13 protein-coding genes and 1 pseudogene are annotated in these 15,866 nt (G+C 70.0%); 7 read left to right on the top strand and 7 right to left on the bottom strand.

What is annotated here, in order from left to right; genetic code table 11:
* The 4 genes from ACAM49_RS32205 to ACAM49_RS32220 form a co-directional block, all read left to right on the top strand.
* Positions 1–1,014 (top strand): TIGR03617 family F420-dependent LLM class oxidoreductase (locus tag ACAM49_RS32205; protein WP_369639325.1); only part of this gene is annotated, 1,014 nt, incomplete at its 5' end.
* A gap of 86 nt (positions 1,015–1,100) precedes the next feature.
* The gene (locus tag ACAM49_RS32210) at positions 1,101–1,868 is read left to right on the top strand and encodes an ABC transporter ATP-binding protein (protein ID WP_369639326.1); all 768 of its coding nucleotides are present in this window, start codon (positions 1,101–1,103) and stop codon (positions 1,866–1,868) included.
* Positions 1,853–3,421 (top strand): hypothetical protein, encoded by a 1,569-nt coding sequence (locus ACAM49_RS32215; protein WP_369639327.1) that lies wholly within the window; start codon positions 1,853–1,855, stop codon positions 3,419–3,421. The genes ACAM49_RS32210 and ACAM49_RS32215 overlap by 16 nt, the downstream gene beginning before the upstream one ends.
* A gap of 140 nt (positions 3,422–3,561) precedes the next feature.
* On the top strand, positions 3,562–4,980 hold the full coding sequence (locus ACAM49_RS32220) for a hypothetical protein (RefSeq protein WP_369639328.1): 1,419 nt from the start codon (positions 3,562–3,564) through the stop codon (positions 4,978–4,980).
* Positions 4,981–4,997: 17 nt separating this feature from the next.
* Here the strand turns inward: ACAM49_RS32220 and ACAM49_RS32225 are convergent, their stop codons facing one another.
* Positions 4,998–6,125 carry a GDSL-type esterase/lipase family protein gene (locus ACAM49_RS32225; protein ID WP_369639329.1) on the bottom strand — a complete coding sequence of 376 codons (1,128 nt, stop codon included), beginning with the start codon at positions 6,123–6,125 and terminating at the stop codon, positions 4,998–5,000.
* Positions 6,126–6,235: 110 nt separating this feature from the next.
* Here ACAM49_RS32225 and ACAM49_RS32230 point away from each other — a divergent pair, with 110 nt between their 5' ends.
* Entirely contained in the window at positions 6,236–6,709 is a 474-nt protein-coding gene (locus ACAM49_RS32230; protein ID WP_040812867.1) for a MarR family winged helix-turn-helix transcriptional regulator, read from the top strand.
* Between the two features lie 87 nt (positions 6,710–6,796).
* Positions 6,797–7,639, top strand: coding sequence for a patatin-like phospholipase family protein (locus ACAM49_RS32235; protein ID WP_369639330.1), 843 nt, complete (start codon positions 6,797–6,799; stop codon positions 7,637–7,639).
* 16 nt (positions 7,640–7,655) lie between these two features.
* Here ACAM49_RS32235 and atzF read toward each other — a convergent pair whose 3' ends face one another.
* The 5 genes from atzF to ACAM49_RS32260 all read right to left on the bottom strand — a co-directional run bounded on the left by atzF (position 7,656) and on the right by ACAM49_RS32260 (position 14,288).
* Complete coding sequence (atzF, locus tag ACAM49_RS32240) at positions 7,656–9,269, bottom strand: allophanate hydrolase (RefSeq protein WP_369639331.1); 1,614 nt, start codon at positions 9,267–9,269, stop codon at positions 7,656–7,658.
* Between the two features lie 70 nt (positions 9,270–9,339).
* Positions 9,340–11,352, bottom strand: coding sequence for a 5-oxoprolinase/urea amidolyase family protein (locus tag ACAM49_RS32245; protein ID WP_369639332.1), 2,013 nt, complete (start codon positions 11,350–11,352; stop codon positions 9,340–9,342).
* Positions 11,349–11,963 (bottom strand): urea amidolyase associated protein UAAP2, encoded by a 615-nt coding sequence (locus tag ACAM49_RS32250; RefSeq protein ID WP_369639333.1) that lies wholly within the window; start codon positions 11,961–11,963, stop codon positions 11,349–11,351. The genes ACAM49_RS32245 and ACAM49_RS32250 overlap by 4 nt, the downstream gene beginning before the upstream one ends.
* Positions 11,960–12,706, bottom strand: coding sequence for a DUF1989 domain-containing protein (locus ACAM49_RS32255; protein ID WP_369639334.1), 747 nt, complete (start codon positions 12,704–12,706; stop codon positions 11,960–11,962). The genes ACAM49_RS32250 and ACAM49_RS32255 overlap by 4 nt, the downstream gene beginning before the upstream one ends.
* A 31-nt stretch (positions 12,707–12,737) precedes the next feature.
* The gene (locus tag ACAM49_RS32260) at positions 12,738–14,288 is read right to left on the bottom strand and encodes an amino acid permease (protein ID WP_369639335.1); all 1,551 of its coding nucleotides are present in this window, start codon (positions 14,286–14,288) and stop codon (positions 12,738–12,740) included.
* A 184-nt stretch (positions 14,289–14,472) separates the two neighbouring features.
* Here ACAM49_RS32260 and ACAM49_RS32265 point away from each other — a divergent pair, with 184 nt between their 5' ends.
* Complete coding sequence (locus ACAM49_RS32265; RefSeq protein ID WP_369639336.1) at positions 14,473–15,147, top strand: TetR/AcrR family transcriptional regulator; 675 nt, start codon at positions 14,473–14,475, stop codon at positions 15,145–15,147.
* 28 nt (positions 15,148–15,175) lie between these two features.
* Here the strand turns inward: ACAM49_RS32265 and ACAM49_RS32270 are convergent.
* Positions 15,176–15,866, bottom strand: a pseudogene (locus ACAM49_RS32270) (stress protein); the annotation flags it as partial.

Here is a 15,866-nt window from a genome sequence, read left to right on the forward strand (position 1 = left end):
ATGCGCCTCGACCGCCAGCTCGCCACCCGCCCCGCCCAACTCCTCACCCGCGCAGCGGAATTCGCCTCCCTCGGCGTGGACGGCCTGTTCACCTTCGAGGGCGCCCACGACGTCTTCGTCCCCCTGGCCGCGGTAGCGCCCACCACCGAGCTGGACCTGATGACCAATGTCGCCGTGGCCCCGCCCCGCAGCCCCCTGCACGCCGCCCACGCCGCCTACGATCTGCACGTCCTCAGCCGCGGCCGCTTCCGCCTCGGCCTGGGCTCCCAGATCCGCCCGCACATCGAACACCGCTACGGCGCGACCTGGACCCGACCGGCCGCCCGCATGGGCGAATTCGTCACCGCGGTCAAGACGATCCTGGGCGCCTGGCAGACCGGCGAACCCCTGAACTTTCGCGGCGAATTCACCCGGCACACGCTGATGCCGCCCGCCTTCCACCCGGGCCCCAACCCGTACGGTCCGCCGCCGGTCCTGCTGGGCGCGCTCGGCCCGCTCATGACCCGCACCGCCGCCGCGACCGCCGACGGCCTGCTCGTCATGCCCTTCAACAGCGAAAAACACTTCCGCGACCGCACCATGCCCGCGGTCCACGACGGCCTGGATCGCGCGGGCCGCGACCTCGCGGACTTCGCGATCATCCCGCAGGTCATGGCGGCGATCGGCCGCACACAGGCAGAACTCGACGAAGCCCTGACCGGAGTCCGCAAACTGATCGCCTTCTACGCCTCCACCCCCGCCTACCTGCCCGTCCTCGAGGTCGAAGGCCACGCCCACCTCCAACCCACCCTCGACGCGATGGCGAAACGCGCCGCCTTTCACGACATGCAGGCCCTCATCGACGATTCGATGCTCGAAACCTTCGCCGTCCTCGGCACTCCCGAGGACTGCGCCACCGCCATCCGCGCCCGCTTCGGCGCCGTGGCCGACCGCGTCTGCGTCTACTTCCCCGGCTACACCCCGGCCCCCGAACACCTCGCCGACCTGGCCGTCGCCCTGCACGCGTTGCAGTAACCGATCACGCCGCGATAAGTCTGTGAACAGCGGCTTCGCCCGTACCCTGGGCGATGGACACCGAAGCGTGCGCCCAAGGAGGGGCAATGACGACCAATGGTCAATTGGCGCTCGACCTCGACGGCTTGTACAAGCGGTTCGGGGGACCCTGGGTGGTCGACGGCGTGAGCCTGAAGGTGCCACCGGGCTCATTCTTCGGACTGGTCGGTCCCAATGGCGCGGGCAAGACCACCACCCTCTCCATGGCGGTCGGCCTGCTGCGCCCCGACCAGGGCACCGCGCGCATCTTCGGCACCGACGTCTGGTCCGACCCGGTCCGCGCCAAGGCCGCCGTCGGCGTCCTGCCCGACGGCCTGGCCCTGCCCGAACGGCTGACCGGCCGGGAACTGCTGAACTTCACCGGCCTGCTGCGCGGCATGGACCGGGCGACGGTGGTCGGCCGCGCCGACGAACTGCTGACCGTCCTGGAACTCACCGACGCGGAAAACACCGTGGTGGTGGACTATTCGGCCGGTATGCGCAAGAAGATCGGCCTCGCCACCGCCCTGCTGCACGCGCCGAAACTGCTGGTCCTGGACGAGCCCTTCGAGGCGGTGGACCCGGTCTCGGCCGGAACCATCCGCACCATCCTGCAGCGCTTCGTGGCCGCGGGCGGCTCGGTCGTACTGTCCAGCCACGTCATGGCCCTGGTCGAGAGCATGTGCGACCGGGTCGCCGTCATCCATCGCGGCCGGGTGGTCGCGGGCGGCACGCTCGCCGAGGTGCGCGGCGAGGGCACCCTGGAAGAGGCCTTCGTGCGATTCGTCGGCGGCCGCGTGGGCGGCGAGGAGGGGCTGTCGTGGTTGGCGTCCTGATCCGCATGCGCCTGGTGATCACCAGACGCCACATGCGCGAAGGCCGTGCGGCACTGAACTTCTGGATGGGCAGCATCTTCGGCCTGATCGCCGCGGGCATCACCGCGGTGCTCATCGCCACCGCCCACGAGACCCTGCACGGCGGCGTGACCATCGCCGCGGCGCTGTTCGCGGCCTGGACCCTCGGCTGGATCTGCGGTCCGGTGCTCACCGGCAGCAGCGACGAGACCCTGCAGCCGGAGCAATTCCGCCTGCTGCCCTTGACCACCCGGCAACTGGCCTACGGCCTGGCCGCGGCCGCCTTCATCGGACCGGCACCGATCGTCAATCTGATCGCCTTCGGCGGACTGGTCCTGCTGGCCGCGCCGGAAGGCCTGGGCCCCATGGGCATCGCCGCGATGGGCGCGGTGCTCCAGTTGTTGTTCGTGGTGATGCTGTCGCGCGTGGTGGTGGCCTGGCTGGGCGCGGCCATGCGCTCGCGGCGCGGCCGGGACCTGGGCGTGCTGTTCGCGGCGCTCATCGGATTGGCCTACTACCCACTGAATCTGCTGATCGGCACGCTCGGCCCGAAATTGGACAGCGATACCGGAGGTTTGTCGGTGGCGCTGCGCGCGGTGCCGTCGGGCTGGGCTCCCTACTCGGTGGAGCTCGCCTCGCGAGGCAGCTATCTGCTCGCCCTGCTGCCGCTCGCGGGCCTGGCCCTGCTCGCCGTCCTGCTGTGGCAGGCCTGGGCGCTACTGCTGGGCCGCCGCCTCACCACCCCGCCCGCCCCCGCGGGCCAGATCGTGAATACCGGTGGCGGCCTGCTGGATCGAGTCATCCCCGCCACCCCGGTCGGCGCGATGGTCACCAAGGAACTGCGCACCTGGTGGCGCGACGGCCGCCGCCGCGCGGCCCTGCTGCCGCTGCTGCTGGTCGGCTTCGTGCTGCCGTTCTTCCTGAGCATTCGCGCGGACGGCGTCCAAACCGTCCCGTTCTCCGGCGCTTTCGTGGTCTGGCTGGCCACCATGTCCAGCACCAATCTGTACGGCTTCGACGGCACCGCGGTCTGGCAGACCCTGGTGATCCCGGGCGCGGCCCGCCCGGATGTGCGCGGCCGCGCCTACGCCTGGTTGCTGCTGGTCGGGCCGGTGTCGGTGCTCGCCACCCTCATCCTGCCCGGCGCGACGGGCCACGCCGAAATGTATCCGTGGGCGGTATCGACGCTTCCGGTGCTGCTCGGCGTGGGTGCGGGCGGCGTGGTGTTCCTGTCCACGCACGCCGCCTTCGCGCTGCCGCCGCAGCGCGGCAATCCCTTCGCGGGCAATGGCAATCCGGGCTGCGCGAAGGTCCTCATGCAGTTCGTGGTGGGCATCGTTCAGTTGCTGGCGTCCGCTCCGGTGCTGGCGATGCTGGGAGTCGGTGCGGCCCTGCACAATTCGCTGCTGCAATGGGCAGCCCTACCGGTCGGTCTGTTGATCGGCGTGGCCGCCACAGCAATCGGAATCCGCCAGGCCACCCTCCGACTGGAGTCCCGCGGCCCCGAACTGCTGGCCGAGGTGAAGCCGCGCTGAGCGCGACGCGCCGCTACTCGCAATGAGGTCGATCTAGACCCGCAATTCGGGTAGCCCACTACTGCGGAGTTCTCCCGATTCGAGCCCGATGCTGGATGCCGCGAGCACAGTTCTCGAAAAATCTCTGGGAGACAGCGAAAGTGGATCAAATCCTGTATTGGAACGCGGTGGCGCTGGAGTCGGACCGCATGGCGCACACCGATATCAAACCCGTGGAACGCGGGTCCCGCGGTCCGGCCGGCAGTTCTCGTGCCCTGGCCATGGTGCACCTGGCCATGCACGATGCCCTCTTCAGCATTTTCGGTGCACCGCACGGCACCTGGCTGACCACCCCGCCGGTGGCGGCCAATGGCGCCGCGCCCGACGCCGCCATCGCCGTGGCCGCCCACACCACGCTGTCCGTGCTCTATCCGACACAGACCCCGCGCCTGGACAAGGCCCTGCGCGAGGCCGGTCTGCGCGGACCCGGCACCGGCCGCGGCAGCACCCACGGGCAGGCCGTCGGCCGCGCGATCCTCAAGGCCCGCGCGAACGATCCGAATCTGAGCGATACCGACTACACCCCCGACACCGCCCCACCCAGCCACCGCCCCGACCCGGTCAACCCGAAACAGGGTTACTACGCACCGCGGTACGGCGCGCGCTCACACTGTTTCGCGGTCACCAGCCGCTACACCCTCGACCCGCCGCCCAAGGACAACGACCCCCGCTACCTGGCCGCCCTGCGCGAGGTCCGGGCCAAAGGCATTGCCGCCGAATCGATGGCGAGCCTGCCCGCCGGTTGGGCCGCCCGCACCGGCGACGAAACCCTGCGCGCCCTGTTCTGGGCCTACGACGGCGCGAAGCAACTCGGCAGCCTGCCACGCCTTCTCAATCGCATCACCGGCGAGATCGCCGTCGCCCGCGGCAATGACGTGGAACAGAACGCCCGACTCTTCGCCCTGGTCAACACTGCTCTCGCCGATGCCGCGATCCTGTGCTGGGACGACAAGTACCGGCACAACCTGTGGCGGCCCGTGCTGGGCATCCGCGAATTCGATCCGACGCTGGGCCCGGAGGCGGTGCCGGGCAGCGGCCTGGACGCCGACTGCGATCCGGGCTGGCTGCCGCACGGCGCACCCCGCAGCAATGAGATCGCGCCCAACCTCACCCCACCCTCTCCGGCCTATCCCTCCGCGCACGCGGCGCTCGGCGGCGCGGCCCTGCAAACCATCCGCCGCTACTACGACGTGGCGGCCGAGGGCCCCGACATCCTGGCCGACGGATTGGGTTTCGTCTCCGAGGAACTCGACGGCCGCACCACCGACAACCACGGCGTCCAGCGTCCCCGCCACGTCCGCCGCTTCCCGGGCGGCCTGTGGCAGATGATGGAGGAGAATGCCCGCAGCCGCGTATTCCTGGGCGTGGCCTGGCCTTTCGACGCCTACGCCACCGATCCGGCCGGGCACATGGACCTGTCGCAGAATATCGGCGGCGTGCGGCTGGGCCGCGATGTGGCGGATGACCTGTGGGCCAGCGGATTACGGCAGGATCAGGCGGCCGGACCGCGGCTGCCATGATCCCGCCGAGGCGGTACTCAGTGGAACACGGCGGGCAGCACGGTGAGGTCCACCGTCTCCGCCATGGCCCGCGCACCCGCGTCATTGAGGTGCATGCCGTCGCCGCTGTCGAGGTCGGGGCGGATGAAATCGCGATCCTCCGGATTCTCCACCGCCGCAGCCACATCGAAGACGCCGTCGAACACCTCGGTGGTGCGCAGCCACTCGTTGACCGCCCGCCGCACCGGAATTCCCTCGGCCACCGACAGACCCGGGTAGATCGCCCCGCCGAACGGCCCGATGGTGTTGGCGTAGACGGGAAGTCCCGCCGCGTGCGCCCGCTCGGCCAGCGCGGTGAAGCCCGCGATGAGCTCCTCGGCGCTCGCGGTCCCGGCCAGGATCAGGTCATTGATGCCGAAGTTGGCCCACACGGCCGCGACACCCGGCACCGACAGCACGTCCCGCTCGAACCGGGACAGGCCGTGCTCGCCGATCTCGTCGGTCAGCAACCGGTTGCCGCTGATGCCCTGATTGACCGCCCACCCGGTGGCCAGCCGCTCGTTGAGCACATCCACCGAGCGCCGGTTCGCGCCGGGCGTGGAACCGACGCCTTCGAACCATGAGTCGCCGAAGGCCACCAGCACCGGAGCCGCGGAATCGACAGCGACGTCGATACCGGTGAGGAAGTACCGCCCAGCGGTCTCCTCGGCATCGGACGGTGCAGCGTCGCCCGTCCGATCGCCGGTGCTGATCCAGGCGCTCTCGACCGGGAACTGCGCGAAGGCCGGCAGCGCCGATTCCGGCAGGTACACGCTGACCGCCAGTTCGGTGCCCGCCTCGACCGCGAAGTCCACCGGATCGCTGACCGCGTCGGCCCCGGCCGGAATCCGAATCGACGCGGACCCCTCGAACCGCACCTCGGTATCGGTCTCCGCCACGATCTCGCTGCCCGCCTTGCGCACCGCGATCCGGGCCGCGCCGATCACCAGCTCCTCCGCGCCGTACCGATTGGTCAGCAGCAGTCGCACCGACGACCCGCTCCCGGCCACCCGCACCGGCTGCCGGACGGTCTCGCCGGAGAAGGCGCGCGGCTCGGCCAGCTTGATCACCTCGGCCGGATTCACCAGCGGCGCACGGTATCCCGCCACCCAAAGCTGCGTCGTCATCGGAACCTCCATTTTGTTGCACTGCGGAATATTGCGTTGACAACAAGATATCGCAAATATTCCGCGTGTCAACTATCCCCACCGAAAGCGTTTGGTTTAGGCTGGTCAGCGTGGATCCCAAGCATCTCTTCGACGACCCAAGGCTGACCGCCATGGGACTGCTCTACGAGGCTCACGACGGGCTCGTCGCCCGGCTGGAGGAGACCTGGAAGAGCAACGGACTCTCCGGTCTCGACCTGAATGCCCTGATGCGCCTGAGCCGCTCACCCGGCCGCAAGCTGCGCATGACGGATCTGGCCACCCAGACCAGCCTGTCCACCAGCGGCGTCACCCGGCTGGTGGATCGCCTGGAGCGCAACGGTTTCGTGCGCCGCGAGGCCGATCCGGGCGACCGCCGCAGCTCCTACGCCGTGCTCACCGCCGCCGGCGCCACGCGCGTGGCCCGCGTGCTGCCCGCGTACCTGGAGGGCGTGGAGCGCTGGTTCACCGGTCTGCTCACCCCCACACAGCTCGAGGACCTCACCGCGGGCCTGCGCGTGATTCGCGACGCCACCAATCCCCAGGCCACCCACGTGACGGAATGATCTCCGCACGACCGCCGTTTCCGCCGCTGAGCCGGTAGTTTTCAGACCGCAGGGTGTCTTTCGAGCGGTGAGAAAGTGGGAACGGGTATGACGACCGAACGTGCGCTGGTCCTCGGCGGCGGGGGAGTGGCCGGAATCGCCTGGGCCACGGGCATTGTCGCCGGACTGGCGGATGCGGGCGTGGATGTGACCGAGGCGGATCTGCTGCAGGGCACCTCGGCCGGATCCAATGTGGCGGCCCAGCTGGGCAGCGGCCTGCCGATCGCCGAACTGGTTCGCCGACAGGTGGATCCGGCGGTGCAGAGCCGCGAGATCGTGCCGTCGATGGAGAAGTTCGCCGGGCTGTGGGAGCAGCTCGCGGCGACCATCGAAGAGCTGCCGGTCGATTCGGTCGAGCGTCGCCGCCGGATCGGCGCGCTGGCGCTGTCCGCCGAAACGGTGCCCGAACCCGAGCGCCGGGCCGTCATCGAAACCCGACTGCCCGTGCACGAATGGCCCGAGCGCGCACTGCGAATCGTCGCGGTCAATGCCGAGACCGGCGAGCTGCGGGTATTCGACAAGGATTCCGGCGTCGCGCTGGTCGACGCGGTGACCGCCAGTTCGGCGGTCCCCATGGTGTGGCCGTGCGCCACCGTCGGCGGTGTCCGCTACACCGATGGCGGCGTGCGGACCTCGGTCAACGCCGACCTGGCCACGGGCTACGGCCGGGTGCTGGTCATCGCGCCCATGCCGGACGCGGAGCTGGAGGCCCACCTGGCGGGTCTGGTGGCCGCGGGTGCCCGGGTCGAGGTGATCGCCCCCGATGAGGCGTCGGTCAACGCCTTCGGCGCCAACCCCCTCGACACGGCGACCCGCGTTCCGGCGCTGGAAGCCGGTCGCGCCCAGGCCAAGTCGGACGCCACCCGCATCGCGGCGCTCTGGCAGGAATGAGCTGCACCGGATTGCTTCAACCCACGGCACCGGCCGCCAGCGCCGCCCGCCAGCCGCCGTATTCGCTGATGTCCTTGGCGGATTCGGCGGCCGCGCCGGTGCACCCGAAACCGGTGTGCCAGCTGCCGTCGGCCAGTTCGACGGCACCGAGCTGCATGGGCGCGGGCAGGGCCGCGAGGAAGCGGCCGAGCGCGGCGGGGGAGAGCAGCCAGCGTTCCCCGGCGATCGCGACACCGGATTCGGTGGCGGGAACCCGGGTTACGGCCGGTTTGGGCGGGACGGTGTCGAGCGCGCCCAGACGGTAGTGGGGAGCGGTGTCGACCGGACCGCCCCAGCGGGCGCCGAGCGTGGTCAGCTGATGTTCGAGCGGCTGACCACGCAGGTGTGCGCCGAAGACGATCAGATCCTGGGGCTCGGTGACGGCGGCGGGCCAGACCGGCTCCTCCGGGCCGAGCGGAGTGCCGGTGATCAGCGCGGCGATATCGAGGGCGACCGCGTCCTCGAATGCGCGGGCCAGCACCGTCACGCCGAAATGCGGCTCGTCCGTGGAGACCGCGACCGCGCAGAGGTCGAAGAGGTTGCAGAAGTTGGTGTAGGTCCCGACGCGGGAATTGACGCCGATGGGATCGGCGGCGACTTCGGCGATGGTCGGGTGGACCGGGGCGGTCGGTGTCAGGAGCGCGTCCACGCCTTCGAGACTCGCCATGGCGGTGGCGCGCAGGGCTTCCAGCTCGGCCAGGTCGGTGACCAGGCGGTGCGCGGGTAGATCGCGGGCGGCGCGGATGATGGAACCGACTGTGGGATCGACCGATTCGGGATGGGCGTCAACGAATTCGCCGACCGCCGAATAGCGTTCGGCGACCAGCGCGCCGTTGTACAGTAGCTTGGCGGCCGCCAGGAACGGGGCCGGATCGACTTCCACGATGGTCGCACCCTGGTCGCGCAGTCGTGCCACGGTCAGCTCGAAGGCACTGTGCCACAGGGGATCCAGATCGGGTAGCTCGCTGAACACCGCCACCACGGGCTGCGGCGGGGCCGCCAGCCGGGTATCGGCGGGCCAGGCACGCCCGGCCGCACCGGTCGCCATCACGCCCATGGCCTGATTGGCCAAGCGCAGATCGGCCGCGAAGATGGTGACGCAGTCGTAGGAGCGGCAGGCGGGTACCACGCCCTCGGTCGAAACGACGCCCACCGTCGGCTTGATCCCGACCAGTCCGTGGAATGCCGCGGGAACGCGCCCCGAACCGGCGGTATCGGTGCCGATGGCGATATCCGCCTCGCCGTTCGCCACTGCGACCGCCGACCCGGAACTCGAACCGCCCGAAACGTATCCGGGCCGCAGGGCGTTCTCGACGACACCGTAGGGCGAGCGCGTTCCGACCAATCCGGTCGCGAACTGATCGAGGTTGGTCTTGCCGACCACCACGGCACCGGCGGCCCGCAGTGCGGCGACGACGGCGGAATCCCGCTCCGGGGTGTACGCGAAGTCGGGGCAGGCCGCGGTGGTGGGCAGCCCGGCGACATCCACATTGTCCTTCACGGCCAGCCGTAATCCGGCCAGAGCGCCTGTGGCGGCGGCGATCTCGGTGGCCACCTCGGATTCGGCGCGGCGGTGGATCCACGTGGTCATGGGAACTCCTCGATCGGGGTCGGAGACGATGGTGCTGGGAGCACGATGCTGGAGCCGAATGCCCGGCGCGTCAGGCCTTTTCGGCGAGCTCGCCCGCCTCGCGCCACGAATTGCGCTCGGCGGTGAAGGCGTCGGCCTGGCGGGCGCGGAAGTCGGCGATGGACGCGGCATTGTCGGCCAGGAACTTCCGGTAGTCGACGAGCCGGAACTCGCCGTCCTCGGCCAGCAGCCGCCCGCGACCCGCGGCCGTGTCGGCGCGCAGATCCAGCAGTTCCTCGGCGCTCACCGGATACCAGCTGATGCGGTCGAAATAGCGCAGCAGCCAGGGATCTTCGCCGATGCCGGTCGAGCGGTGGTTCCACACCTGGGTGGTGCGCCCGACGAACTGGTAGCCGCCGGGACCCTCCATGCCGTAGATGCACAGGTACGCGCCGCCGATGCCGACCGCGTTCTCGGGGGTCCAGGTGCGGGCGGGGTTGTACTTGGTGGTGACCAGCCGGTGCCGCGGATCGGTCGGGGTGGCGACCGGTGCGCCCAGGTACACGTCGCCGAGGCCGAGGACCAGGTACTCGGCGGCGAAGACGGTGTCGAAAACCTCGTCCACGGACGACAATCCGTTCATCCGCCGGATGAACTCGATATTCCACGGGCACCACGGGGCGTCGGCGCGGACGCCGTGCATGTAGCGGGTGATGGCCTCGCGGGTGGACGGGTCGTCCCAGGACAGCGGCAGCCGCACGGTGCGGCTGGGGACCACCAGCTCATCGGCGGACGGCAGCTCGGCCTCCACCTCGGCGAGCAGGTCCAGCAGCTTGCGGGTGGGCAGCCGGTCGGGATCATTGCGCACCTGCAGCGACCGCACGCCCGGCGTCAGCTCGGTGATGCCCGGCTCGGCGCGCTCCAGCAGCGCCTGGTGCAGGGCGTGCACGCGGGCGCGCAGCTCCAGATCCAGTGTCATATCGCCGTATTCGACGAGCAGGCCGTCATTGCCCGCCCGGCGGTAGGTGACGCCGGTGTCCGCGCCGTCGCGGCGGGCCAGCACCCCGTCATCGCCGTCGCCGCCGTTGGAGAGCACCACCGGCCAGGAGGCCCGGCGTTCGGCCCCGAGCTGCCGCAGCGAGGCCGCGCGATCGGCGCGGACGGGAACGAAGCGCACACTGTCGCCCGGGGTGAGCTGGCCCAGCTTCCAGCGATCGGCCGCCACCACCGTGACCGGGCAGACGAAACCGCCCAGGCTCGGGCCGTCCGGGCCGAGCAGGATCGGGGTGTCGCCCGTGAAGTCCAGCGCGCCAACGGAATACGCGGTGTCGTGGATATTGGACGGGTGCAGGCCCGCCTCACCGCCGTCCAGCCGCGCCCACTGCGGCTTCGGGCCGATGAGTCGCACACCGGTCCGATCGGAGTTGAAGTGCACCTCGTAGTCGGTGCCGATGATGGTGTCGAAGTCGGCGCGGGTGAAGAACTCCGGCGCACCGTGCGGACCCTCGGTGACCGCCAGTTCCCAGCGGCGGGTCAGCACGGGCTGGTCGTCACCGGTCACCCCGGCCGTGACCCGGCCCGGCTCACCCAGCGTGAACTCGTCGTCGACCGCGAACGCGCGGCCGGTGCCGCCGCCGAACTTGCCGAGGGTGAAAGTCGCACGGCTGCCGAGGTATTCGGGCACCTCGATGCCGCCCGCCACCAGGATGTAGCAGCGCATTCCCGGTCCGCGCACCATGCCCACGTCCAGGACGCCGCCCGCGGGCACCAGCACGCTGCGCCACTGGCGCACCGCGCGGCCGTTCACCGTGACCGGCACCGGCGCGCCCGTGACGCACACCCAGGTCGCGGCGTCGAAACGCAGGGCCGGTCCGCCGAGGGTGCATTCCAGCCCGGCCGCGCCCTCGGGATTGCCCAGCGCCCGATTGCCGAGCCGGAACGAGAGATCGTCCATCGGGCCGGACGGGGGCACGCCCACATGCCAGTAGCCGACCCGGCCCGGCCAATCCTGCACGGTCGTCTGCATGCCCGGCCGCAGCACCCGGAAAGACGGTGCGGGGGAGGGGTTCTCGGTCACGTCGAGTTCGGGGAGGACGGCCGTCATCGGGTCACCACCATGCGCACCGGCGTCGGATCGAAGCCATTGCAGGGGTTGTTGATCTGCGGGCAGTTCGAGACCAGCACCAGGGTGTCGGTCTCGGCGCGCAGCGTGATCGTCTTACCCGGCGCGGACAGGCCGTCGACGATGCCGAGCGTGCCGTCGGCCTCGACGGGAACGTTCATGAACCAGTTGATGTTCGACACCAGATCGCGCTTGCCCAGCCCCCACTTCAGGCCCTCGGCGAGAAAGTTCTCCACGCACGCGTGCTGATGCCGGGTGTGGTGGCCGTAGCGCAGGGTGTTGGACTCCTGCGAGCACGCGCCCGCCACCGTGTCGTGATTGCCGACCTCGTCCGCGATCACCGTCATGAGCGGGGTGCCCGCCTCGGTCAGCAGCACGCTGCCGGTGGTCAGGAAGATATTGCGCTGCGCGGTGATGGTGGCCTGCGCGCTGTAGCGGTCGGTGTGGTCGGCGGCGTTGTAGAGCAGGCAGTCCACGGCCTGATTGCCGTGCAGATCGATGATCTCCAGCTGCTCCCCGGCGCGCACGATGGCCGACCAGGGGGCGCGGGCGGGAACGGTCTCGCCCAGGACGACAGTGCGAGTGGTGATCATGCGAAGGCCTCCAGAGTGCGTGCGTTCCAGTCCTGTTCGGTGTTCTCCACCGCGCGCAGGTATTCGGGATCGGTGCTGTGCGCGAGCGTGAGCTCCTCGGGAGCGGACCAGACCACGAGGTCGAGATCCGTCGGCGGAGTCGGATCCAGCGGATGCTCGGCATTGGCGACCAGCAGCGTCACCGGCAAGTGCACGAGCAGCTCGACCGCCGCGCCTGCCCCCGCGCCACCGGTAACCGTCAGCGCCCCATCCGATTCCACCCGCACACCCCGGAAGAACGACACCGTTGGCCCGATATCGCGCGGTTCCAGCCCCTGCTTGACCCCGGACAGCCGCAGCCGGTCGCGGGCGACGGCCGAAGGACCGCACAGCGTGTCGTGCTGCCCCGAGGAGTCCGCGACCACCGTGGCCAGCACGCGGCCCTGATCCGACAGCAGCGGATGACCCACGCCCAGGTACGCCTGCCACGGCACCTTCACGGTGTCCGCGACATTCAGTCGTTCCCAGGGTGATTCGGCCCGGAGCAGCAGCAGGTGCGCGCAGGCCGCGCCCTGCGGGTCGGACAACCGCACCCTGCTGCCCCGGGCCAGCACGACGTTCGCGTAACCACCGGACGGAATCCGCTGGGCGAAGGTCACTTTCGTGGCGTCCAACCCGGTCGGCAACTCCGGCCCGTTGCGGTCGGCCGCGGCCGCCTGGGACCGCGCGTGGTCCCGCGCTCCGGTGGTATTCGCTGTGGTCATGGCTGCTCCGTTTCTCGGAATCGATGGGGTGTCAGGCGATCTGGGTGGCGGGCTCGGTGAGCAGGGCGCGGCCGGGCGTCACGATGCGGTGCACCACCACGCCGACCGCCACCGTGAGCAGCACGAACAGCGGTGCGGCCCAGAGCATCCACCAGCCGCCGCCGGCCGGGGTGTAGACCGCGGCCCGCGGCCAGGCCAGGTTCACCGCCATGGCGATGCCCCACACCACGGCCAGGGCATTGATGGCGATGCCGTAGCGACCCAGCGCGAACAGCTTGGTGCCCGCGGCGTCACCGGCGATATCGGCGGGCCAGCCCTTGATCCGGCGGATCAGCAGCGGCACCGTCACCAGCAGGTACGCGAGGTAGAGCATGACGATGCAGACACTGGCCAGGGTCGCGAAGACCGCGCCGTTGCCCAGGTTCAGCAACAGCAGGCCGATGCCGAGCACGCCGATCACCACGGCGGGCCACACCGGGGTGCCGAAGCGCGGGTGCACCGTCGACAGCTGCTTGGCGAACGGCAGCCGCCCGTCGCGGGCCATGGAGAACAGCAGTCGCGAACCGGCCGTCTGAATCGCCAAGGTGCACACCGTGATCGCGCACGCCACACACGCCAGCACGATCTTGCCGGGCACGGTGGTCAGCTTGGCCTCGATCACGTACGCCAGTCCGCCGCTGGCCAGCGAGCCGTCGGAGAGGCTCGGCGCGGCCATGAGCGCGCCCAGCAGGATCAGCCCGCCGCCCAGCGCGGACACCGCCAGCGCCGAGAGGATGGTGCGCGGCGCGACGTGGCGGGGATTCTTGGTCTCCTCGGAAAGCTCACCGGCGGAATCGAATCCGACCATGACGTAGGCGGCCATCAGGCCCGACGCCAGGAACGCGGCCCAGTAGGCCCCGGGCGCGGCCTGATCGGTCTGGGTGACCACGCTCGGTCCGCGATCGGTGTGGGTGAAGAACACCGCGATCACCGCGCACACCCCGATGATCTCGATGGTCACGCCCAGCGAGTTGATGCGCGCCATCCAGTCGATGCCCACCACATTGATGACCGTGGTGACCACCAGCAGAATGCTGCCCAGCAGCACCGCGTTCGAGGCCCCGTCGTGCGAGGTGAGCGCGGTATCGGTGCCGATGAGCTGGAATCCGGACCAGATGGTCGGCAGCACCACCTGCAGCGCGATGGCGGCGGCCGCGGCGGTCACGATCTGGGCGATGATCATCATCCAGCCCGCGAACCAGCCGACCACCTCCCCGGCCAGCCGGCGCGACCACTGATAGATGCAGCCCGAGATCGGGTAGCGCGCGGCCAGTTCCGCGAAGTTCAGCGCGACCAGGAACTGGCCCGCGAACACCAGCGGCCAGGTCCAGAAGAAGGCCGCGCCACCGAAGGCGTAACCGAAGCCGAAGAACTGGAAGATGGTGGTCAGAATGGAGACGAAGGAGAATCCGGCCGCGAAGGAGGCGTAGCGGCCGAGCTTGCGGTGCAGGACGGGCTGGTAGCCGAAGCGGGCCAGGTCATCGCTGTCGGTGGAGCTGTCGGGGAGGCTCGGAGGGACTATGGCGTCGGCGGGGGCAACCATGGCGGCGAGTCTTTCGCGAGGGGAATATCTATCGATTGAAAGTTTTCCGTGAGCGATCGCTCGCCCGGTGACGCCGATGTATCGGTCGGATGGCCCGCCGTAACTTCTGTGTTGCCGGTATTTCTGTCAAATGACAGAAAACTCACCTCGCAGGTCGGCCGTCCGGATAAGACAGAATGGCTACGTGACCCAACTCGGACCCGGCCGTCCCCGACTCGAACCCCGCCGCCGCGCAGGCACGACCCCGCGCGCCGAAATCCTCGACGCCGCCGCCGAGTTGTTCACCAGCCACGGATACGGCAATACCTCCACCCGCGCGGTCGCCGACGCCGTGGGCATCCGGCAGGCCTCGCTCTACCACCACTTCGCGGCCAAGGACGACATCCTCGACGCGCTGCTCGGCGAAACCGTCAGCACGCCACTGGAACTGGCGGGCAAGCTGGCCGACCGGCCCGAACCCGCGGTGGTGCGGCTCTACGCCCTGGCCTGGTTCGACATCAGCCAGCTGCTGGCCAGCCGCTGGAATCTCGGCGCGCTGTACCTGCTACCCGAGCTGCGCAGCGACCGGTTCGCCAAATTCCGGGAGGGCCGCGACGCGCTGCGCCGGCACTACGAAACCCTGTCCGCCACCGTCATCGCGGAGTCCGGGACCGGCGCCGTGGCCGGGGCCGAACTGCTGCCGTTCCGGCTGGTGGAGTCGGTCATCAATATGCGCTCCGACGAGGGCGCGGCGCCGGAGTACGCCGAACAGCTCATTCCCGACGCCATCCTGCGGCTGCTGTGCTGGACCGGATCGCTGACCGAAATCCGGGCGGCCGCACTGGAATTGGCGGCCCAGTTCCCGCCCGATCAGGACTGACCGGGCGGGGCGACCACCGAGCAGCGGCTCAGGACTTGCCCTTCGAGGTGCCCCACTTCAAACCCCACCCGTAGGCCTGATCCACCGCCAGCTTGCCCCAGAACTTGCGGCCGTCCGGCGGGCGCACGAACCGGGCCTCGCGGCGCACCACCAGCTCGCCGCGGACGTTCTCGATCAGCGCCAGCACCATCTCGCGCGAATCATCGTGGCAGCCGCTGACTTCCATCTCGATCGGCGGTGAATTGCGGGGGAACAGCGTGGCGGTCGCGTGCACGCCGCGGAAATCCTGCGCACCCTCGTAGAGCGAGGCGAACACCAGGATGCGGCGGAAATCGGCGGTGTGGTCGAGATTGATCGACAGGTTCTCGCCCGCCGCGCTGCCACCGGTCCGGTCGTCCTGGTCAAGGGCGATGAACGGGGCCTTGTGCAGATTGCCGAAGGTGTCCAGGGCGCTGACACAGCCCTTGGAGCCGTCGGCCAGCTCCCAGAACGCGCACAGGTCCAGGTCCAGCCCGCCATTGCCGCGTTTGCGACCGAACAGTCCGCCCGAACTCGGGACCGACCAGTTCAGGTTCACCCGCATGATCCCGCCGGTCGCGCCCTGCTTGGTCAGGGAGACCGCCGGGGCCTCCTTGGTCAGCGAGATCTTGCCCAGATTGACGCGCGGTTCCTGCGCGGGCGGCGGGGGCGGCACGATCGGCTGCGGCGGCATGGGAGGC

Origin of the sequence: Nocardia sp. JMUB6875 (genome assembly GCF_041154655.1) — a bacterium.
Lineage (GTDB): Bacteria > Actinomycetota > Actinomycetes > Mycobacteriales > Mycobacteriaceae > Nocardia.